We start from the raw sequence: 20,210 nt of genomic DNA, 5'->3' as shown, positions 1-20,210 counted from the left end.
GGACTGCCCGCGGGTTTAGCGTCGGCGGGCGAGGAGGTGCTAGGATACTGGCCCGGTGAACTGGCGACCATGCCTGGATGTAGAGATCCCCTCAGGTCTCTCGACAAAATGTTGCGCATGAACGAGCCGGATTAAAAATAGTCTGTTCCTGCGTATTAGAATTTTTTCCGACGCGCCGCCTGGCGCATCGCTACCTTGAGATAGCCGTCTTCCATGTTTGGTTCCAACGACGACAAAAAGACCCCGGCCCCGGCCGAAGAAAAGAAAGGCCTGTTCGGCTGGTTTCGTAAAAAGCCCCAGCAACCGGTTGCCGAACAGCCGCCAACCCCTGCGCCCCAAGCGCCTGCACCGGCTGCAGAGCTGCCTGTCGAGGCGCCGGCACCCATTGTAGACGCGGTCGGGCCTGCCCCGGCGCCTGTGCAGGCGCCGGTCGAGGTCGCCCCGCAGCCCGCATCGATTGCCGCTACGCCGTCGGCGCAGCCGGCCGGGTTGGTACTGCCGGTCCCTGAAGAGCCGGTGGCGTTGGTGCCTGACCTGCAGCCCGATGAACCTCCGGTCATTCCAGTGGCAGTAGCCCCGGCGCCGATCATCGAGGCGCCAGCTCCAGCTCCAGCTCCAGCTCCAGCTCCAGCGGCCGTGGCCGTTGAGCCTGCGGTACCCGCACCCGCACCCGCACCGGTGGCCCCGGTGGTTGCCACCGCACCGGCTCCCGTCGAGCCGCCAGCCCCGGCCGTGGCGGAACCGGTTCGAACCGAAGAAGCCAAGATCGGCTTCTTTGCCCGCCTCAAGCAAGGCTTGTCGAAGACCAGTGCCAGCATCGGCGAAGGCATGGCCAGCCTGTTCATGGGCAAGAAGGTCATCGATGATGACTTGCTCGACGAGATCGAAACCCGCCTGCTGACCGCCGACGTCGGCGTCGAGGCCACCTCGGTGATCGTCCAGAGCCTGACCCAGAAAGTGGCGCGCAAGCAGCTGGCCGACGCCGATGCGCTGTACAAGTCGTTGCAAGGCGAGCTGGCCGCGATGCTTGCCCCGGTCGAGCAGCCGTTGCAGATCAAGTCCGAGAACAAGCCGTTCGTGATTCTGGTCGTGGGCGTCAATGGCGCCGGCAAGACCACTACCATCGGCAAACTGGCGAAAAAGCTGCAGCTTGAAGGCAAGAAAGTCATGCTCGCTGCCGGTGACACCTTCCGCGCCGCCGCGGTCGAACAGCTGCAGGTCTGGGGTGAGCGCAACCAGATTCCGGTGATTGCCCAACACACCGGTGCCGATTCGGCGTCAGTGATCTTTGATGCGGTGCAGGCTGCCAAGGCCCGTGGCATCGACGTGTTGATCGCCGATACCGCCGGTCGCCTGCACACCAAAGACAACTTGATGGAAGAGCTGAAAAAGGTTCGCCGCGTCATCGGCAAGCTCGACGCCGACGCGCCGCACGAAGTGCTGCTGGTGCTCGACGCCGGTACCGGCCAGAACGCGATCAACCAGTGCAAACAGTTCAACCAGACCGTCGCTTTGACCGGCCTGGCCCTGACCAAGCTCGACGGTACCGCCAAGGGTGGGGTGATTTTCGCGCTGGCCAAGCAGTTCGGGCTGCCGATCCGCTACATTGGTGTAGGTGAAAGCATCGACGACCTTCGTACCTTTGAAGCCGAGTCCTTTGTCCAGGCATTGTTTGCCGAACGGGAGCGTACATGATTCGTTTCGAACAGGTCGGTAAACGCTATCCGAACGGTCACGTCGGCCTGCATGAGCTGAGCTTTCGAGTACGACGCGGCGAATTCCTGTTCGTCACCGGCCATTCTGGTGCCGGTAAAAGCACCCTGTTGCGCCTTCTGCTGGCGATGGAACGCCCGACCTCCGGCAAGCTGCTGCTGGCCGGGCAGGACCTGGGGCAGATCAGTACCGCGCAGATCCCGTTCCTGCGTCGCCAGATCGGCGTTGTGTTCCAGAACCATCAGCTGTTGTTTGACCGCACGGTTTTCAACAACGTCGCGTTACCCCTTCAGATCCTCGGGCTGTCCAAGGTCGAAGTCGCCAAGCGGGTGGATTCGGCCCTTGAGCGCGTGGCCTTGTCCGAGAAGGCCGATCTCTACCCTGGCGACCTGTCCACCGGTCAGCAGCAGCGCGTGGGCATTGCCCGCGCCATCGTTCACCGCCCGGCCTTGCTGCTGGCGGATGAACCGACCGGTAACCTCGACCCGCGCCTGGCCGCGGAAATCATGGGTGTATTCGAAGATATCAACCGCCTGGGCACCAGCGTACTGATCGCCAGCCACGACCTGGCCCTGATCGCGCGGATGCGCCATCGCATGCTGACGCTGCAGCGCGGCCGTTTGATCGGCGACGGGGAGGCCAGTCAATGAGTGCTACACGTAGTCCCAAGGTGTCCGAGCGAGTTGCGCCAAAAGCCGCTGACCCCTTGCCGTCGAAAAAGAAGCCGCGTGACGACGAAGACGGCCCGGATTTCGCTACGCTGCTGAACGCCTGGCTGGAGAGCCACCGTTCCAGCCTGCTCGACAGCTTGCGCCGACTGGGCAAGCAGCCGATCGGCAGCTTCTTTACCTGCCTGGTGATGGCCATTGCGCTGAGCCTGCCGATGGGCTTGTCGCTGCTGCTCAACAATGTCGAGCGCCTGGGCGGCTCCTGGCAGCGCGCCGCGCAGATTTCGTTGTACCTGCAGATGGATGCCGGCAATCAAGACGGCGAAGCCCTGCGGGAGAAGATCAAGGAACTGGGCGGTGTGGGGGAGGCGGAATATATCAGCCGCGATCAAGCCCTGAGCGAATTCCAGAAGCAGTCCGGGCTGGGTGATGCCCTGCGTGAGTTGCCGGACAACCCGCTGCCGGGCGTCATCGTGGTCACCCCGCTGGAAGTCGACAAGGCTGCACTGGAGGCCTTGCGCCAGCGCCTGTCGGAGCTGCCCAAAGTGCAACAGGCACAATTGGACCTGGTGTGGGTCGAGCGGTTGGCAGCCATCCTGAAGCTGGGTGATCGCTTCGTCTTCGGCCTGACCGTTTTGCTCGTTTCAGCGCTCTTGCTCGTAATTGGTAACACAATTCGCCTGCACATCGAAAACCGCCGTACCGAGATCGAAGTGATCAAGTTGGTGGGCGGTACTGACAGCTATGTGCGCAGGCCGTTTCTGTACATGGGCGCACTCTATGGGCTGGGCGCAGGCGTGCTTTCCTGGGGTGTCCTGGCTTTTGGCCTGGACTGGCTCAACGATGCGGTTGTCGACCTGGCCGGGCTTTATGGCAGCAATTTCTCGTTGGCCGGCGTACCAGTAGCCGATGGTCTATCGCTCTTGCTTGGTGCGGTGTTGTTAGGGTATATCGGTGCATGGATTGCGGTGGCCCGTCATTTAAGTGAGCTCGCACCGCGGTAGTGTTTTTTTGCCATCATTGACTTGTGGGTTAGGAACTTCTTTTTCGGTTTCCGGTCAATGTGGCTGTGTCTTTAGGCACACATCTTGTGAGTCGGAGGTTTTTTCGTATGACCACTTCGTTGCAGCCTGCATATGCCTTGGTCCCGGGTGCGAACCTGGAGGCCTACGTGCACACGGTGAACAGCATTCCGTTGCTGACCCCGGAGCAGGAGCGTGAACTGGCCGAGAGTCTCTACTATGAGCAGAATCTTGAGGCGGCTCGGCAAATGGTCCTCGCCCATCTGCGCTTTGTCGTACATATCGCCCGTAGCTATTCCGGCTACGGCCTGGCCCAGTCTGACCTGATCCAGGAAGGCAACGTGGGCCTGATGAAGGCGGTAAAACGCTTCAACCCGGAAATGGGTGTGCGCCTGGTGTCCTTTGCCGTGCACTGGATCAAGGCTGAGATCCACGAATTCATTCTGCGCAACTGGCGCATCGTCAAGGTCGCGACCACCAAGGCCCAGCGCAAGTTGTTCTTCAACCTGCGCAGCCAGAAGAAGCGTCTGGCCTGGCTGAACAATGACGAAGTCCATCGCGTGGCCGAAAGCCTTGGCGTAGAGCCTCGTGAAGTGCGGGAGATGGAAAGTCGACTGACCGGCCAGGACATGGCCTTCGACCCGGCTGCCGAAGCCGACGACGACAGCGCCTTCCAGTCACCGGCCAACTACCTGGAAGACCACCGGTACGACCCGGCGCGCCAACTGGAGGAAGCCGACTGGAGCGACAACTCCAACAGCAACCTGCACGAAGCGCTGGAAGTGCTGGATGACCGTAGTCGTGACATTCTCTACCAGCGCTGGCTGGCAGAAGAGAAAGCCACGCTGCATGACCTGGCCGAGAAGTACAACGTATCGGCCGAGCGTATCCGGCAGTTGGAAAAGAATGCCATGAACAAGCTCAAGGCCTCGATCGCGGCCTGAGTTTGCAGTAGAAACAAAAAAGCCCCGGCCTGAAGCCGGGGCTTTTTTGTGGGTGGGGGATTTGCGGTTTAGAACAGATCAATCGGCGCCGATTCATCCGCTGGCAACGGGCTGCCTGGCGTGCTGCCGTTACCCAGCTCATTCACCGACGGTGGCGAATCCTCGGCCTTGAACAGCTCGAAGTACGCATTCGGAGTGCCCGGTGTGGCCGCTCGGCCGCTGATCGGGTCTACCCGCAGGCTCAGCATGCCTTCAGGCTCTTGCTGGGTGTGCGGTGGCTTGTCCTTGAGTGCAGCGCCCATGTAAGTCATCCAGATCGGCAGCGCGACCGTGCCGCCAAACTCGCGGCGCCCCAGGGTTTCCGGCTGGTCGAAGCCGGTCCAGACGGTAGTCATGTAGTCAGCGTTGTAACCGGAAAACCAGGCGTCCTTCGATTCGTTGGTGGTACCGGTCTTGCCCGCGATGTCCGGCCGATTCAAGGCCAGCGCCCGGCGCCCGGTGCCGCGCTTGATCACATCCTGCAGCATGCTGTTGAGAATGTAGGTTGTGCGCCCGTCGATGATGCGCTCAGCCACGGCCGAGGCCTGGGGGGCTGCCAGGTAGGCGGCCGGGTTGCTGTCGGTGACGATACCGGCTTGCGCAGGCGCTGCGATGCCTGGCGCTGATTCTGCCATCGGTACCCGCGCCGGGTTGGCGACAAACAGGGTGTCGCCATTTCGGCTTTCGATGCGATCGATCAGGTAGGGGGAGATCTTGTAGCCGCCGTTGGCAAAGGTGCTCCAGCCCGTGGCGATTTCCATCGGCGTCAGGGTGGCGGTGCCCAAGGCCAGCGACAGGTTGCGCGGCAGGTCCTGCTTGTTGAAGCCGAATTTGGCGATGTAGTCGATGGTGCTGTCGACGCCCAGGCTTTGCAGCAGGCGAATCGAGACCAGGTTGCGCGACTTGTACAGCGCTTCGCGCAGACGAATCGGGCCGAGGAAGGTGTTGGTGTCGTTCTTCGGCCGCCAGACCTTGTCCAGGTACTCGTCGACGAACACGATCGGGGCATCGTTGACCAGGCTGGAGGCGGTAAAGCCATGATCCAGTGCGGCGCTGTAGATGAACGGCTTGAAGCTCGAACCTGGCTGGCGTTTGGCCTGCATGGCGCGGTTGTAATTGCTTTGCTCGAAGGCAAAGCCGCCGACCAGTGCCTTGATGGCGCCGGAATTCGGGTCCAGCGAAACCAGCGCGCTTTGCACGGTCGGGACCTGGCTGAATTTCAAGCTGCCGTCGGCCTGGCGCTGCACGCGAATCAGATCACCGACCTGCGCCACGTCAGACGGCTGCGCCGGTGCGCGGCCCTGGCTGTTGGTATTGAGGAATGGGCGGGCCCATTTCATGGTTTCCCAGGCCACGTGTTCTTCGCCGCTGCGGGTCAGGACGCGCAAGCCGCTCTTGTCGACCTGGGTAACGATTGCAGGCGCAATACCGCCCAATGAGCGTTGCTTGGACAGATCCAGGCTCCAGGCGTCGCGGGTTTTACCCGGCAGGCGAGCTTCAGGGCCACGATAGCCGTGCCGCTGGTCGTATGTGAGCAACCCTTCGAGTACCGCTGCATTGGCGATGTCCTGCAGGTTGCTCGGCACTGTCGTGGTAACGCGAAAGCCTTCGGTATATGCATCGCTGCCGTAGCGGCCGACCATCTCGGCCCGCGCCATCTCGGCGATATACGGCGCGTTCACTTCAGGTGTCGGCACGTGATAGCTGGCATTGATAGGTTCGGCCAGGGCCGCCTGGTAGCTGGCCTCGTCGATCTTGCCCAGCTTGAACATGCGGCCCAGGATCCAGTCGCGGCGCTCTTTGCTGCGCACCGGGTTGGCCAGCGGGTTGAAGCGCGACGGGGCCTTGGGCAGGCCGGCAATCATGGCCATTTGCGCCAGGCTGACATCACGAATCGATTTGCCGTAGTACACCTGCGCAGCCGCTTCGATACCGTAGGCACGGTTGCCGAGGTAAATCTTGTTTACATAAAGTTCGAGGATCTCGTCCTTGGTCAGTTCGCGCTCGATCTGCAGGGCCAGGAGGATTTCGTTGGTCTTGCGCGAGAAGCTGCGTTCGCTGGTCAGGAAGAAGTTTTTCGCCACCTGCATGGTGATCGTGCTGCCACCGGTCTGGATATGACCGCTCTTGAGCAGCTGCGTGGCGGCGCGCATCAGGCTGCTTGGGTCTACCCCGTAGTGGTTGAGGAAGTTGTCGTCCTCGGCGGCCAGCAAGGCCTGGATGAAGTGCGGCGGGATGTCGGCATAGCGGATTGGCGAGCGGCGCATTTCACCAAACTCTGCAATCAGCTTCCCGTCATTGCTATAGACCCTCAAGGGAATCTGCAACTGAATGCTTTTTAGCGACTCTACAGAGGGCAAGCCGGGGCTAAGATAGAGAAAGGCACCGCTCAAACCGAGCAGCAGCCCGCAGAAAACGGCGAGGAAAGACCACCAGAAAAACTTCAGCAGGCGTATCAAGGCTTTTGGATTTCCAGAAAAAAGAATGGGTTAAAGCGCAAGGGCCGGCGACAAGGAGAATCGTTGGGCATTATAAGCATTTTTTGACCCCAAGCGTATTTGCGCCCCTGTCAAGACGGCCTATGACTGCCCTGGACTATAAACGATCCGTGTGAACGGATAATCAAGGAGCTTGGCGTGCTCGGATTTTTCGGCAAGAAAGCCAATTCGTTGCTAGGGATCGATATCAGTTCCACCTCAGTGAAACTCTTGGAGCTCAGCCGTTCCGGTAACCGCTACCGGGTCGAGGCCTATGCGGTCGAACCGTTGCCGGTCAATGCGGTGGTCGAAAAGAACATTGCCGAACTCGAAGGGGTCGGCCAAGCGCTCAGTCGCGTGCTGATAAAAGCCCGCTCTGGCGCCAAGAGCGCCGCTGTAGCGGTGGCCGGCTCCGCGGTGATCACCAAAACCATCGAAATGGATGCCGGGCTTTCCGACGACGAGCTCGAAACCCTGCTCAAGATCGAAGCGGACCAATACATCCCCTATCCGCTGGAAGAAGTCGCCATCGACTTCGAGGTCCAGGGCCCTTCGCCGCGCAATCCAGAGCGGGTCAACGTCCTGCTGGCGGCCTGCCGCAAAGAGAACGTCGAGGTGCGCGAGGCGGCGTTGGCGCTGGCCGGGCTCACCGCCAAGGTGGTCGATGTCGAGGCCTACGCGCTGGAACGCGCGTTCTCGCTGCTGACCGAGCACCTGGTCGATGGGCACGGGCCGCTGACAGTCGCGGTGGTAGACATCGGGGCGACCATGACCACCCTGAGCGTGCTGCACAACGGCAAGATCATTTACACCCGCGAACAATTGTTCGGCGGCCGTCAGCTAACCGAAGAAATCCAGCGTCGCTACGGGCTGCCGGTCGACGAGGCGAGCCTTGCCAAGAAGCAGGGCGGTTTGCCGGATGACTACCAGGGCGAGGTATTGCAGCCGTTCAAGGAGGCCGTTGTGCAGCAGGTCTCACGCTCGCTGCAGTTCTTTTTTGCCGCCGGTCAGTTTAATGCGGTCGACCACATCGTGCTCGCGGGTGGTACCGCTTCGGTCGCGGGCCTGGACAGTCTTATCCAGCAGCGCCTGAATACTCCGACGCAGGTGGCCAACCCCTTTGCCGGCATGGCCCTGAGCAGCAAGGTCAACGCCGGTGCGCTGGCCAGTGATGCGCCGGCGCTGATGATTGCCTGTGGTCTGGCGTTGAGGAGCTTTGACTGATGGCAAGGATCAACCTGCTGCCGTGGCGCGAGCAGCTGCGTGAAGAGCGCAAGCAACGTTTTCTGGTCGCGATGGCCGGGGTGCTGGTTACAGGTATTGGTGCGATCCTGCTGGCCGGCCAGTACATTGGCAGTGCGATCGACCGTCAGACGGCGCGCAACGATTATGTGCAAAAGGAAATTGGCGTGCTCGATGGGCGAATCAAGCAAATCAGTGAGCTGAAAATGCGCCGCAAGCAGTTATTCGAGCGCATGCGGGTGATTCAGGACCTGCAAGGCAACCGGCCGGTGATCGGCCGTGTATTCGACCAGATGGCGCGGACCTTGCCGGACGGCGTGTACTTCACCAGCGTCAAGATGGATGGCAAGACAGTCTCGGTGGCCGGTGCCGCCGAAACCAACAACCGCGTCTCCGAGCTGATGCGCAACCTTGACGCTTCACCCTGGCTCGAAGCGCCGAGCCTGAACGAGGTCAAGGCCGCCACTGGCGGTGATACACCGCAGGTCGGCCAGACCAACGTCTTTCAGCTGACGGTTCGCCAGAGCCGGCCTCCGGTTGAAGGAGCTGCCCCATGAAGCCCAAACAATGGATCGACAGTTTGCGCCGGGTCGATTTCAACGAACTGGACGTCAACAATATTGGCGCCTGGCCAGCCGCGGTACGTGGGCTGGTTGGCGTATTGCTGATGGTGCTGGTGCTGGTGCTCGGTTACAACATCTACCTCAAGGACATGGAAGACCAGCTTCAAGCCGGGCGCGCCGAAGAAACCACGCTCAAGGAACAGTACTCGACCAAGGCGTTCCAGGCGGCCAATCTTGAGGCCTACACCCAGCAGATGAAGGAAATGGAAGCCTCGTTCGGGGTCATGCTGCGCCAGTTGCCCAGCGATACCGAAGTGCCAGGCCTGCTCGAAGACATCACCCGCACGGGGCTGGGCAGCGGCCTGGATTTCGAGGAGATCAAGCTGCTGCCGGAAGTGACCCAGCCGTTCTACATCGAGTTACCGATCCAGATCACCGTCACCGGTTCCTACCATGATCTGGGCACCTTCGTCAGTGGCGTGGCCGGTTTGCCGCGCATCGTCACCCTCAACGACTTCGAGATCAAACCGGTCAGCCCCGAGAGCCCCGGCCGGCTGCGGATGAGCATCCTGGCCAAGACCTACCGTTACAACGAGCAGGCGCCAAAGCAGCAGGGGCCAAAGTCATGAGGCCGTTTGCATGGATGTGGCTGACCACGCTGTTGGCGGCGTTGGCCGGTTGTGGCGATGGACATGATGTCGCGGACCTCAAGGCCTTTACCGATGCGGCGCGCGCGCGGCCAACCGGGGTGATCGAACCGATTCCGCGTTTCACCCCGTATCAGGCCTTCACCTACGAAGCTTCAGGGTTGCGCAGCCCGTTCCAGCCAGCGGTGAAAATCGACCTGGCCAGGCGCCAGCAAGGCTTGCGCAAGGTCCAGCCGGACCCCAACCGGCTCAAGCAGTTTCTGGAAGGCTTCAATATCGAGCAATTCGAGATGGTCGGGATCCTGGCCAATGCGAAATCGCGCTTCGCCCTGTTGAAGGGCGCGGGCGGCGTGTATCGGGTCAAAGTGGGGGATTTTCTGGGGCGTAGTGATGGTCGGATTGTCGCGATAGGCGATTCGCAGGTCGACATCGTCGAAATCGTTCCAGATGGTGAAGGCGGGTGGCTGGAACGGCCGCGCACGCTTTTGTTGAGGGAACGTTCTTAAAACGCGCTGAACCAAGCTGGGTAGGATTTGAACATGAACCGGATTTTTTCTGTCGTCGGCGTTGCGCTATGGATGGCCTGTCTTTCGCCGGCGGTATCAGCAGTCACTTTGAAAAACCTGGATGTTGCAGCATTACCGGGTGATCGGGTGGAGCTGAAACTGAGTTTTGACGCGCCGGTCCCCGCGCCGCGCGGTTACACCACGGATCAACCGGCCAGGATTGCCCTGGATTTCCCGGGCGTCAGCAATGCTCTGCAGGTCAAGCAGCGCGATCTGGGCATGGGCAATGCCCGCAGCGTTGTCGCCGTCCAAGCCAAGGACCGGACCCGGGTGATCGTTAACCTGACCACTCAGGCGCCTTACACCACCCGGGTTGAGGGTCATGATGTGTTCGTGGTGGTCGGCCGCGATTCGTCCTCCCAGGCTTCAGCGTTGCCCTTGGCACCGCCACCGCGTGCGGCGACCACCAGCGCGGTGCCTTCGCGCCCGGCAGTCGAGGCTGGCAGGGCGATCCGCAGCATTGATTTTCAGCGTGGCAGCGCCGGAGAGGGCAATGTTGTCATCGACCTGAGCAACCCCGCTATCAGCGCCGATATCAAGGAGCAGGGCGGCAGGATCCGCGTGGACTTCTCACGCACTCGCTTGCCAGAGCCTCTGCGCGTGCGCCTGGATGTGAAGGATTTCGCCACCCCGGTACAGTTCGTCAGCGCCAGTGCCAGCGGCGAAAACGCCAGTATCAGTATCGAGCCGGACGGTGCCTTCGACTATTCGGCCTACCAGACCGACAACAAACTCACCATCAGCGTGCGCCCGCTCGCCAGCGAAGACGTGCAGCGGCGCAACGCTGACCGCTTCGCCTATACCGGCGAGAAGCTGTCGTTGAACTTTCAGGACATCGACGTGCGTTCGGTCCTGCAACTGATTGCCGACTTCACCAACCTCAACCTGGTGGCCAGCGACACGATCGAAGGCGGCATCACCCTGCGTCTGCAGAACGTGCCATGGGATCAGGCGCTGGACCTGGTGCTCAAGACCAAGAACCTTGACAAGCGCAAGATCGGTAACGTGTTGTTGGTGGCGCCGGCCGATGAAATCGCCGCCCGCGAGCGTCAGGAACTGGAGTCGCAAAAGCAGCTTGCCGAACTGGCGCCGTTGCGCCGCGAGCTGATGCAGGTCAATTACGCAAAGGCCAAAGATATTGCCGAGCTGTTCCGGTCGGTGACCGGCGCCCAGTCCAAAGAGGAGGAGCGGGGCTCGATCACGGTGGATGAACGAACCAACAACATCATCGCCTACCAGACCCAGGAACGCCTGGACGAGCTGCGCCGGATCGTTTCGCAGCTCGACATCCCGGTTCGCCAGGTCATGATCGAGGCCCGTATCGTCGAGGCCAACGTCGACTACGACAAATCCCTGGGTGTGCGTTGGGGCGGCTCCACCAACCTGCAGGGCAATAGCAACTGGACCGCCTACGGGCTGGACAACGGTGGCGACGAGGCCGGCAACACCGGTGCTGACGTCGGGGCGAACGTGCCATTCGTCGACATGGGTGCGACCAATGCCACGTCAGGTATCGGCCTGGGTTTCGTGACCAATAACGTGCTGCTGGACCTGGAGCTGAGTGCCATGGAGAAGACCGGCAACGGTGAAATCGTCTCCCAGCCCAAAGTCGTCACCTCCGACAAGGAAACCGCCAAGATCCTCAAGGGCACTGAAGTCCCTTATCAGGAAGCCAGCTCCAGCGGTGCCACTTCGGTTTCCTTCAAGGAAGCTTCGCTGTCGCTGGAGGTGACCCCGCAGATCACTCCGGACAGCCGCATCATCATGGAGGTCAAGGTCACCAAGGACGAACCGGACTACCTCAATGCGGTGCTGGGTGTACCACCGATCAAGAAAAACGAAGTGAATGCGAAAGTTCTGGTCAACGACGGAGAAACAATCGTCATCGGCGGTGTATTCTCCAACACGCAAAGTAAAACTGTGGATAAGGTGCCATTTTTGGGCGATGTGCCGTATGTTGGCCGACTGTTTCGGCGCGACGTCGTCCAAGAGAAAAAATCCGAGCTGTTGGTATTCCTGACTCCGCGTATCATGAATAACCAGGCGATTGCTGTGAGTCGTTGATTCTGTGCGAAATTTGATACTTGTTGGGCCGATGGGTGCTGGCAAAAGTACCATCGGCCGCTTGCTTGCCAAAGAGCTGCGGCTGCCGTTCAAAGACTCCGACAAGGAGATCGAACTGCGCAGCGGCGCCAATATTCCGTGGATCTTCGACAAAGAAGGCGAACCGGGTTTTCGTGATCGCGAACAGGCGATGATCGAAGAACTGTGCGCCTTTGATGGCGTAGTGCTGGCTACCGGGGGGGGGGCCGTGATGCGCGATGCCAACCGCCGGGCCCTGCATGCCGGCGGGCGCGTGGTCTATTTGCACGCGTCGGTGGAGCAGCAGGTCGGGCGGACCGCTCGCGACCGCAATCGCCCGCTGCTGCGTACCGCAGACCCGGCCGCGACCCTGCGGGCCCTGCTCGAAGTGCGCGATCCGCTGTATCGGGAAATCGCCGACCTGGTGGTCGAAACCGATGAGCGCCCACCGCGCATGGTCGTTCTGGATATCCTCGAACGCCTGCAACAGTTGCCGCCGCGCTAGGCCATGGCAAGCAGGGCGGTCGTTTTGCGCGCAAATGCGCTATTCTCGACCACCCGTCATGGCATGACAGGGCACGTCACCGTGGCGCCGGATCGCCTTCCTGATCCCGCGTCCTACCGTTATTCCTCGGACTGGGCGTCAGCGCCCGACTCGATTGTGGGGACACATGCAGACACTTAAGGTCGAACTTGGCGAACGCAGCTACCCGATCCACATTGGCGAAGGCCTGCTGGATCAACCCGAGCTGCTGGCGCCGTATATCGCCGGACGGCAGGTAGCCATCGTTTCCAACGAGACTGTCGCGCCACTCTATCTTGAACGCCTCAGCCGCACGCTGGGCGCCTACTCGGTGCTGCCGGTGGTGCTGCCGGACGGTGAGGCCCACAAGAACTGGGAAACCCTGCAGCTTATTTTCGATGGCCTGCTGACCGCACGGCATGATCGCCGCACCACGGTTGTCGCTCTCGGCGGCGGTGTGATCGGTGACATGGCCGGGTTTGCAGCCGCCTGCTACCAGCGTGGCGTCGACTTTATCCAGGTACCGACCACCCTGTTGTCCCAGGTCGATTCCTCGGTCGGTGGCAAAACCGGTATCAACCACCCGCTGGGCAAGAACATGGTTGGCGCCTTCTATCAGCCCAATGCGGTGCTGATTGATACCGCCACCCTGAAGACTCTGCCGGCGCGTGAGCTGTCGGCGGGCCTGGCGGAAGTCATCAAGTACGGCCTGATTTGCGATGAGCCGTTCATCGGCTGGCTGGAAGAGAAGATGGATAAGCTGCGTGCTGTCGACCAGCCAGCCCTGACCGAGGCCATCCGGCGCTCCTGTGCGGCCAAGGCCGCAGTCGTCGGTGCCGATGAGCGCGAGACCGGGGTGCGCGCCACCCTGAACCTGGGCCATACCTTCGGCCACGCAATCGAGACCCACATGGGCTATGGTGTGTGGTTGCACGGTGAGGCTGTCGCGGCTGGCACGGTGATGGCGCTGGAAATGTCCATGCGCCTGGGCTGGATCACCCAGCAGGAACGTGATCGCAGCATCCGCCTGTTCCAGCGCGCCGGTTTGCCGGTGGTACCGCCGCAGGAGATGACGCCTGAGCATTTCCTTGAACACATGGCGGTCGACAAAAAAGTAATCGATGGTCGTATGCGCCTGGTGTTGTTGCGTCGTCTCGGTGAAGCCGTGGTGACCGACGACTATCCGAAAGACGTTCTTCAGGCCACCCTGACGGCGGATTACCGCGCCATCGTGGCCCAGCTTCGAGGTTGATGAGAGTCCGATGACTAGTTTGCATGCCGACGAGGCCTTTCTCGGCCACTATCAGTTCAATCATGACCCCTTTGCTGCGCGGGTGCCCGGCTTCAAGTTTTTCCCGGCGCAACGCAAGCCTGTACTCGGCCAGTTGCATCACCTGGCCCGTTACAGCCAGCTGTTGCTGGTGGTGACCGGCCCCGAGGGCAGCGGCAAGACCCTGCTGCGCCAGGCGCTGGTCGCCAGCACCAACAAGCAGTCGGTCCAGAGCGTTGTCGTATCGGCGCGTGGCGCCAGCAGTGCCGCCAATGTGCTGGCCCAGGTGGCCGAAGCCCTAAGCGTGGCCCAGCCCACCGTCGAGGCGGTGCTGTCCCAGGTCGTGCAACTGGCCCTGACCGGCCAGGAGGTCTACCTGCTGGTGGACGATGCGGAACAACTCGACGAATCCGCAATCCAAGCCTTGCTGGATTTGGCTGCCGGTGCGCCGGAAGGGCGCCCGCATGTGTTTCTGTTTGGCGAGTCGGCGTTGCTGACCAGTCTGGAACAGCTGGGCGTTGAAGAAGAGCGCATTCACGTCATCGACCTGCAACCCTATACCGAAGATGAAACCCGCGAGTACCTGGAACAACGCCTTGAAGGCGCCGGGCGCGGCATCGAAGTGTTCAATAACCAGCAAATTGCGGCGATTCACGAAAATTCCGAAGGCTGGCCCGGGGCAATCAACCAGGTCGCCCGAGATGCACTGATCGAAGCCATGATTGCTAGCCGCTCCGCGGTCAAACGCCCGACAATGGGGTTCAACAATATGTCGAAAAAACTGGTGCTGGCCTTGGCTGGCGTGGTCGTGGTGGGGGTTGCGGCCGCCTTGCTGAGCCCGTCGAACAAATCCGGCAATACCGAAGGTACTGCGTCGGTGCCGGCCGACCAGGCCGATGGCCAGGGGCAGGGCAATAACCCCGCCATCGAGTTCGCCGGTCATTCACAGCCGACGCCGCTACCGCTCGTCGGTCAATCCCAGCCGGTGATGCGCAGCCCGCTGGCTGAAGCAGCGGGCATGGGCGAAGGCGACGAAACCGGCCCGGCCGGTGACACCGCCTTGCAGCCGCCGACCGTGACCACCATTGCACCACCGCCAGGTGTGCCGGCGGGCCCGGCGCCGGCTCAAGCCCAGGCTACGGTGCCGACCCCGGCACCACGCGCCACGGCACCGGTTGCAACCCCGGCACCTGCTCCGGCCCCGGCTGCGACCAAACCCGCTGCACCTGCCGCCAAGCCCGCTCCGGCCCCGGTGCAGGTCGCGACCGCCAAACCGGCGCCAAAACCGGTTGAAAAACCGGCCGCTGCAGCCGCCAAACCTGCGGCAGGCGGTAGCTGGTATGCCGGTCAGGCCCCCGGCAATTATGTACTGCAGATTCTCGGTACCAGCTCCGAAAGCTCGGCCCAGGCCTATGTCCGCGAGCGGGGTGGCGACTATCGCTACTTCAAGAAAGTCCTGCAGGGCAAACCCCTGTATGTCGTGACTTACGGTAGCTTCGCCAACCGCGCCGCCGCCCTGGCTGCGATCAAAGGCTTGCCAGCCAAGGTCCAGGCTGGTAAACCTTGGCCTCGTACTGTCGCCAGTGTCCAACAGGAACTGTCGACGGCTCGCTGAATAGCCCGGTGGCACTACCCCCGCCACCTGCTGAGCGTCTCCTGAATCGAACCCTAGCCTGCTGCGTTAAAACGCGGCAGGCTTTGCTGTCTCTAGGCTGCAGGCCACAAGCATTGCAGTCCAGGCTGATAAGCTTCAGACTCCGGTTGCGTTGCTATCACAACAAGCCGTATAAAAACGTTCAAAAATGCGACATGGGTTTGTGCGATTTCGTCGCCAAATTTGTGGGCTACCCTGTCGCTGTGTACAATGACCTCCCTTTTGCCCCCGCAAAGCTGGCGTACGTTCGGCGTGGATGGTAAGTGGTTGAATTGAAAAGAAATTTGCCTCGATTAGAGGCAAGCCTGGTGAGAAAGTGTCTATGAAAACAGGTCTGTACCATCCCGAAGAATTCAAGGATAACTGTGGTTTTGGCCTGATCGCCCATATGACGGGCGAGCCCAGTCATCACCTGCTGACAACGGCCATCGAGGCCCTGACCTGCATGACCCACCGTGGTGGGATCAACGCCGACGGCAAGACCGGTGACGGTTGCGGCCTGCTGATGCAGAAGCCCGACCAGTTCCTGCGCGCCGTCGCCAAAGAGCAGTTCGGCAACGAACTGCCCAGGCAGTACGCCGTGGGCATGGTGTTCTTCAATCAGGACAACGCCCGCGCCGAAGCTGCCCGCGCCAATATGGACCGCGAAATCACTGCCGCCGGCCTGCAGCTGATCGGCTGGCGCAAAGTGCCGATCGACACCAGCGTACTCGGCCGCCTGGCCCTTGAGCGCCTGCCGCAGATCGAACAAGTGTTCATCGGCGGTGAAGGCCTGAGCGATCAGGATTTCGCCATCAAGCTGTTCAGCGCCCGTCGTCGCTCGTCCGTGGCCAACGCCGCCGACAGCGATCACTACATCTGCAGCTTTTCGCACAAGACCATCATCTATAAAGGTCTGATGATGCCGGCGGACCTTCAGGCCTTCTATCCAGACCTGGGTGACGAACGCCTGCAAACCGCGATCTGCGTGTTCCACCAGCGTTTCTCCACCAACACCCTGCCGAAATGGCCGCTGGCTCAGCCATTCCGCTTCCTCGCCCACAACGGCGAGATCAACACCATCACCGGTAACCGCAACTGGGCCCAGGCACGCCGGACCAAGTTCGAGAATGAACTGATCCCGGACCTGGAAGAGCTCGGCCCGCTGGTCAACCGTGTCGGTTCTGACTCTTCGAGCATGGACAACATGCTCGAGCTGATGGTCACCGGTGGCATCGACCTGTTCCGTGGCGTGCGGATGATCATTCCGCCAGCCTGGCAGAACGTCGAAACCATGGACGCCGACCTGCGCGCCTTCTACGAATACAACTCCATGCACATGGAGCCATGGGACGGTCCGGCTGGCGTGGTCATGACCGAAGGTCGCCACGCGGTCTGCCTGCTCGACCGTAACGGTCTGCGCCCGGCGCGCTGGGTGACCACCAAGAACGGCTACATCACCCTGGCGTCGGAAATCGGCGTGTGGAACTACAAGCCTGAAGACGTCATCGCCAAGGGCCGTGTCGGCCCGGGCCAGATCTTTGCGGTCGATACCGAAACCGGTCAGATCCTCGACACCGACGCCATCGACAACCGCCTGAAGTCGCGCCACCCGTACAAGCAGTGGCTGCGTCAGAATGCCCTGCGCATTCAGGCAAGCCTGGCGGATGACCAGGGCCAGGCCAGCTACGACGCTGACCAGCTCAAGCAATACATGAAGATGTTCCAGGTCACCTTCGAAGAGCGTGACCAGGTGCTGCGCCCGCTGGGCGAGCAGGGCCAGGAAGCGGTCGGCTCCATGGGTGACGACACGCCGATGGCGGTGCTGTCCAGGCGCGTGCGTTCGACCTACGATTATTTCCGTCAGCAGTTCGCGCAGGTCACCAACCCGCCGATCGACCCGCTGCGCGAAGCGATCGTCATGTCGCTGGAAATCTGCCTGGGCGCCGAGCGCAACATCTTCCAGGAGTCCCCTGAGCACGCTTCGCGCGTGATCCTCAGCTCGCCGGTCATTTCCCCGGCCAAGTGGCGTTCGCTGATGAACCTGGAGCGTCCAGGCTTCGAACGGCACCTGATCGACCTGAACTACGACGAGAGCATCGGCCTTGAGGCTGCGGTGCGTAACATCGCCGATCAGGCCGAAGAAGCCGTACGTGCCGGCAAGACCCAACTGGTGCTGAGCGACCGCTTTATCGCCCCGGGCAAACTGCCGGCTCACGCCTCCCTGGCCGTGGGTGCCGTGCACCATCGCCTGACCGAAAAAGGCCTGCGTTGCGACAGCAACATCCTGGTCGAAACCGCCACTGCCCGTGACCCGCACCACTTTGCGGTGCTGATCGGCTTCGGCGCCTCGGCGGTCTACCCGTACCTGGCCTACGAAGTACTGGCCGACCTGATCCGCACCGGCGAAGTGCTGGGTGATCTGGACGAAGTCTTCAAGTATTACCGCAAAGGCATCTCCAAGGGCCTGCTGAAGATTCTCTCGAAGATGGGGATCTCGACCATCGCCTCGTACCGTGGCGCGCAGCTGTTCGAAGCCGTCGGCCTGTCCGAGGAAGTGGTTGGCTTGAGCTTCCGTGGCGTTGCCAGCCGCCTGAAAGGCGCGCGCTTCGTCGATATCGAGAACGAACAGAAGCTGCTCTCGGCCGAAGCCTGGAACCACCGCAAGCCGATCCAGCAGGGCGGTTTGCTGAAGTTCGTCTACGGCGGCGAGTACCACGCCTACAACCCGGATGTGGTCAACACCTTGCAAGCCGCCGTGCAGCAAGGCGACTACGCCAAGTTCAAGGAATACACCGCACTGGTCGACAATCGCCCGGTGTCGATGATCCGTGACCTGTTCAAGGTGAAAACCCTGGAGCAGCCACTGGACCTGACCCAGGTCGAACCCCTGGAAGCCATCCTGCAGCGCTTCGACTCGGCGGGTATCTCGCTGGGCGCGCTGTCGCCAGAAGCTCACGAAGCCCTGGCCGAAGCGATGAACCGCCTGGGTGCGCGCTCCAACTCCGGCGAGGGCGGTGAAGACCCTGCTCGTTACGGCACCATCCGCAGCTCGAAAATCAAGCAGGTCGCCACCGGTCGCTTCGGTGTCACCCCTGAATACCTGGTCAACGCCGAAGTGCTGCAGATCAAGGTGGCCCAGGGTGCCAAGCCGGGCGAGGGCGGCCAGCTGCCAGGCGGCAAGGTCAACGGCCTGATCGCCAAACTGCGCTATGCGGTACCGGGCGTGACGCTGATTTCGCCACCGCCGCACCACGACATCTATTCCATCGAAGACTTGTCGCAGCTGATTTTCGACCTCAAGCAGGTCAACCCGGCGGCGCTGGTGTCGGTGAAGCTGGTAGCCGAAGCCGGCGTAGGCACCATCGCCGCCGGCGTTGCCAAGGCCTATGCCGACCTGATCACCATCTCCGGCTACGACGGCGGTACCGGCGCTTCGCCGCTGACCTCCATCAAGTACGCTGGCGCGCCGTGGGAGCTGGGCCTGGCTGAAACTCACCAGACCCTGCGCGGCAACGACCTGCGTGGCAAGGTCCGGGTGCAGACCGACGGCGGCCTGAAAACCGGCCTGGACGTGATCAAGGCAGCCATCCTCGGCGCTGAAAGCTTCGGCTTCGGCACCGCGCCAATGATCGCCCTGGGCTGCAAATACCTGCGTATTTGCCACCTGAACAACTGCGCCACCGGTGTTGCGACCCAGAACGAAAAACTGCGCAAGGACCACTACATCGGTACCGTCGACATGGTGGTGAACTTCTTCACCTACGTCGCCGAGGAAACCCGTGAGTGGCTGGCCAAGCTGGGCGTGCGCAGCCTCGGCGAGTTGATCGGGCGTACCGACCTGCTGGAAATCCTGCCGGGCGAAACCGAGAAGCAAGGCCACCTGGACCTGACCCCGTTGCTGGGCAGCGACCACGTGCCGGCCGACAAGCCGCAGTTCTGCGAAGTCGACCGCAACCCGCCGTTCGACAAAGGCCTGCTGGCCGAGAAGATGGTGGACATGGCCAAGTCGGCCATCGCTGACATGAGCGGTGCCGAGTTCGCGCTGGATATCTGCAACTGCGACCGTTCCATCGGTGCCCGTATCTCGGGTGAAATCGCCCGTGCCCACGGCAACCAGGGCATGGCCAAGGCGCCGATCACCTTCCGCTTCAAGGGCACTGCAGGGCAAAGCTTCGGCGTCTGGAACGCCGGCGGCCTGAACATGTACCTGGAAGGCGATGCCAACGACTACGTCGGCAAAGGCATGACCGGCGGCAAACTGGTCATCGTGCCGCCTGTCGGCAGCCCGTTTGCGACTCAGGACAGCGCCATTATCGGTAACACCTGCCTGTACGGCGCCACTGGTGGCAAACTGTTCGCCGCCGGTACCGCGGGCGAGCGCTTTGCGGTTCGTAACTCGGGCGCCCACACTATCGTGGAAGGCACCGGTGACCACTGCTGCGAATACATGACGGGCGGTTTCGTCTGTGTTCTGGGCAAGACCGGCTACAACTTCGGTTCCGGCATGACCGGTGGTTTCGCCTACGTACTGGACATGGACAACAGCTTCGTGGACAAGGTCAATCACGAACTGGTCGAGATCCAGCGCATCAGCGGCGAGGCAATGGAGGCGTATCGCAGCCACCTGCAGCGCGTGCTTGCCGAGTACGTCGAAGAAACCGGCAGCGAATGGGGACGCAACCTCTGGGAAAACCTGGATGACTACGTGCGTCGTTTCTGGCTGGTCAAGCCCAAGGCTGCCAGCCTGAAGAACCTGCTGTCCAGCACCCGTGCCAACCCGCAGTGATATGCGCCTGAAGAGTTTGATGAGGTTTAAAC

The 20,210-nt window shown here is 61.5% G+C and carries 14 protein-coding genes; 13 read left to right on the top strand and 1 reads right to left on the bottom strand.

Going from position 1 to position 20,210, the window contains the following annotated elements:
- Positions 1-213 precede the first annotated feature (213 nt).
- From ftsY to rpoH, 4 genes are all read left to right on the top strand, one after another.
- Positions 214-1,695, top strand: coding sequence for a signal recognition particle-docking protein FtsY (gene ftsY, locus GUY40_RS03470; protein WP_166567549.1), 1,482 nt, complete (start codon positions 214-216; stop codon positions 1,693-1,695).
- Positions 1,692-2,363 carry a cell division ATP-binding protein FtsE gene (gene ftsE / locus GUY40_RS03465; RefSeq protein WP_166567548.1) on the top strand — a complete coding sequence of 224 codons (672 nt, stop codon included), beginning with the start codon at positions 1,692-1,694 and terminating at the stop codon, positions 2,361-2,363. The genes ftsY and ftsE overlap by 4 nt, the downstream gene beginning before the upstream one ends.
- The gene (gene ftsX, locus GUY40_RS03460) at positions 2,360-3,385 is read left to right on the top strand and encodes a permease-like cell division protein FtsX (RefSeq protein ID WP_166567547.1); all 1,026 of its coding nucleotides are present in this window, start codon (positions 2,360-2,362) and stop codon (positions 3,383-3,385) included. Before ftsE ends, ftsX begins: the two co-directional genes overlap by 4 nt.
- A 107-nt stretch (positions 3,386-3,492) precedes the next feature.
- A complete protein-coding gene (rpoH, locus tag GUY40_RS03455) occupies positions 3,493-4,347 on the top strand; it encodes an RNA polymerase sigma factor RpoH (RefSeq protein WP_166567546.1) in 855 nt (284 codons plus the stop codon).
- 68 nt (positions 4,348-4,415) lie between these two features.
- Here the strand turns inward: rpoH and GUY40_RS03450 are convergent, their stop codons facing one another.
- The gene (locus GUY40_RS03450) at positions 4,416-6,842 is read right to left on the bottom strand and encodes a penicillin-binding protein 1A (RefSeq protein WP_371924700.1); all 2,427 of its coding nucleotides are present in this window, start codon (positions 6,840-6,842) and stop codon (positions 4,416-4,418) included.
- 180 nt (positions 6,843-7,022) lie between these two features.
- Here GUY40_RS03450 and GUY40_RS03445 point away from each other — a divergent pair, with 180 nt between their 5' ends.
- The 9 genes from GUY40_RS03445 to gltB all read left to right on the top strand — a co-directional run bounded on the left by GUY40_RS03445 (position 7,023) and on the right by gltB (position 20,178).
- Entirely contained in the window at positions 7,023-8,087 is a 1,065-nt protein-coding gene (locus tag GUY40_RS03445) for a pilus assembly protein PilM (protein ID WP_166567544.1), read from the top strand.
- Positions 8,087-8,662 carry a PilN domain-containing protein gene (locus GUY40_RS03440; RefSeq protein WP_166567543.1) on the top strand — a complete coding sequence of 192 codons (576 nt, stop codon included), beginning with the start codon at positions 8,087-8,089 and terminating at the stop codon, positions 8,660-8,662. The genes GUY40_RS03445 and GUY40_RS03440 overlap by 1 nt, the downstream gene beginning before the upstream one ends.
- Positions 8,659-9,297, top strand: a complete 639-nt coding sequence (gene pilO / locus GUY40_RS03435; RefSeq protein WP_166567542.1) for a type 4a pilus biogenesis protein PilO — start codon at positions 8,659-8,661, stop codon at positions 9,295-9,297. The genes GUY40_RS03440 and pilO overlap by 4 nt, the downstream gene beginning before the upstream one ends.
- Entirely contained in the window at positions 9,294-9,821 is a 528-nt protein-coding gene (locus GUY40_RS03430; RefSeq protein ID WP_166567541.1) for a pilus assembly protein PilP, read from the top strand. Before pilO ends, GUY40_RS03430 begins: the two co-directional genes overlap by 4 nt.
- A 33-nt stretch (positions 9,822-9,854) precedes the next feature.
- Positions 9,855-11,945: a type IV pilus secretin PilQ gene (pilQ, locus tag GUY40_RS03425; protein ID WP_166567540.1), complete on the top strand. Its 2,091-nt coding sequence runs from the start codon at positions 9,855-9,857 to the stop codon at positions 11,943-11,945.
- Between the two features lie 4 nt (positions 11,946-11,949).
- The gene (aroK, locus tag GUY40_RS03420; RefSeq protein WP_166567539.1) at positions 11,950-12,468 is read left to right on the top strand and encodes a shikimate kinase AroK; all 519 of its coding nucleotides are present in this window, start codon (positions 11,950-11,952) and stop codon (positions 12,466-12,468) included.
- A 166-nt stretch (positions 12,469-12,634) separates the two neighbouring features.
- Positions 12,635-13,738 (top strand): 3-dehydroquinate synthase, encoded by a 1,104-nt coding sequence (gene aroB, locus GUY40_RS03415; protein WP_166567538.1) that lies wholly within the window; start codon positions 12,635-12,637, stop codon positions 13,736-13,738.
- A gap of 10 nt (positions 13,739-13,748) precedes the next feature.
- Positions 13,749-15,371 (top strand): AAA family ATPase, encoded by a 1,623-nt coding sequence (locus GUY40_RS03410; RefSeq protein ID WP_166567537.1) that lies wholly within the window; start codon positions 13,749-13,751, stop codon positions 15,369-15,371.
- A 361-nt stretch (positions 15,372-15,732) separates the two neighbouring features.
- Positions 15,733-20,178, top strand: a complete 4,446-nt coding sequence (gene gltB / locus GUY40_RS03405) for a glutamate synthase large subunit (RefSeq protein ID WP_166567536.1) — start codon at positions 15,733-15,735, stop codon at positions 20,176-20,178.
- Positions 20,179-20,210 lie beyond the last annotated feature (32 nt).

The sequence above is a fragment of the Pseudomonas sp. R5(2019) genome (assembly GCF_009905435.1).
In the GTDB taxonomy this organism is placed as follows: domain Bacteria; phylum Pseudomonadota; class Gammaproteobacteria; order Pseudomonadales; family Pseudomonadaceae; genus Aquipseudomonas.
The sequence above is the reverse complement of the archived record's forward strand: the minus strand, read 5'-3'. Positions and strand labels throughout refer to the sequence as shown.

What these genes read in the sequence shown, in the direction of transcription:
- aroB (WP_166567538.1), top strand. Translation starts at nt 12,635, where the DNA reads ATGCAGACACTTAAGGTCGAACTTGGCGAACGCAGCTACCCGATCCAC.
- ftsX (WP_166567547.1), top strand. Translation starts at nt 2,360, where the DNA reads ATGAGTGCTACACGTAGTCCCAAGGTGTCCGAGCGAGTTGCGCCAAAA.
- GUY40_RS03430 (WP_166567541.1), top strand. Translation starts at nt 9,294, where the DNA reads ATGAGGCCGTTTGCATGGATGTGGCTGACCACGCTGTTGGCGGCGTTG.
- rpoH (WP_166567546.1), top strand. Translation starts at nt 3,493, where the DNA reads ATGACCACTTCGTTGCAGCCTGCATATGCCTTGGTCCCGGGTGCGAAC.
- pilQ (WP_166567540.1), top strand. Translation starts at nt 9,855, where the DNA reads ATGAACCGGATTTTTTCTGTCGTCGGCGTTGCGCTATGGATGGCCTGT.
- ftsY (WP_166567549.1), top strand. Translation starts at nt 214, where the DNA reads ATGTTTGGTTCCAACGACGACAAAAAGACCCCGGCCCCGGCCGAAGAA.
- ftsE (WP_166567548.1), top strand. Translation starts at nt 1,692, where the DNA reads ATGATTCGTTTCGAACAGGTCGGTAAACGCTATCCGAACGGTCACGTC.
- GUY40_RS03440 (WP_166567543.1), top strand. Translation starts at nt 8,087, where the DNA reads ATGGCAAGGATCAACCTGCTGCCGTGGCGCGAGCAGCTGCGTGAAGAG.
- gltB (WP_166567536.1), top strand. Translation starts at nt 15,733, where the DNA reads ATGAAAACAGGTCTGTACCATCCCGAAGAATTCAAGGATAACTGTGGT.
- GUY40_RS03410 (WP_166567537.1), top strand. Translation starts at nt 13,749, where the DNA reads ATGACTAGTTTGCATGCCGACGAGGCCTTTCTCGGCCACTATCAGTTC.
- pilO (WP_166567542.1), top strand. Translation starts at nt 8,659, where the DNA reads ATGAAGCCCAAACAATGGATCGACAGTTTGCGCCGGGTCGATTTCAAC.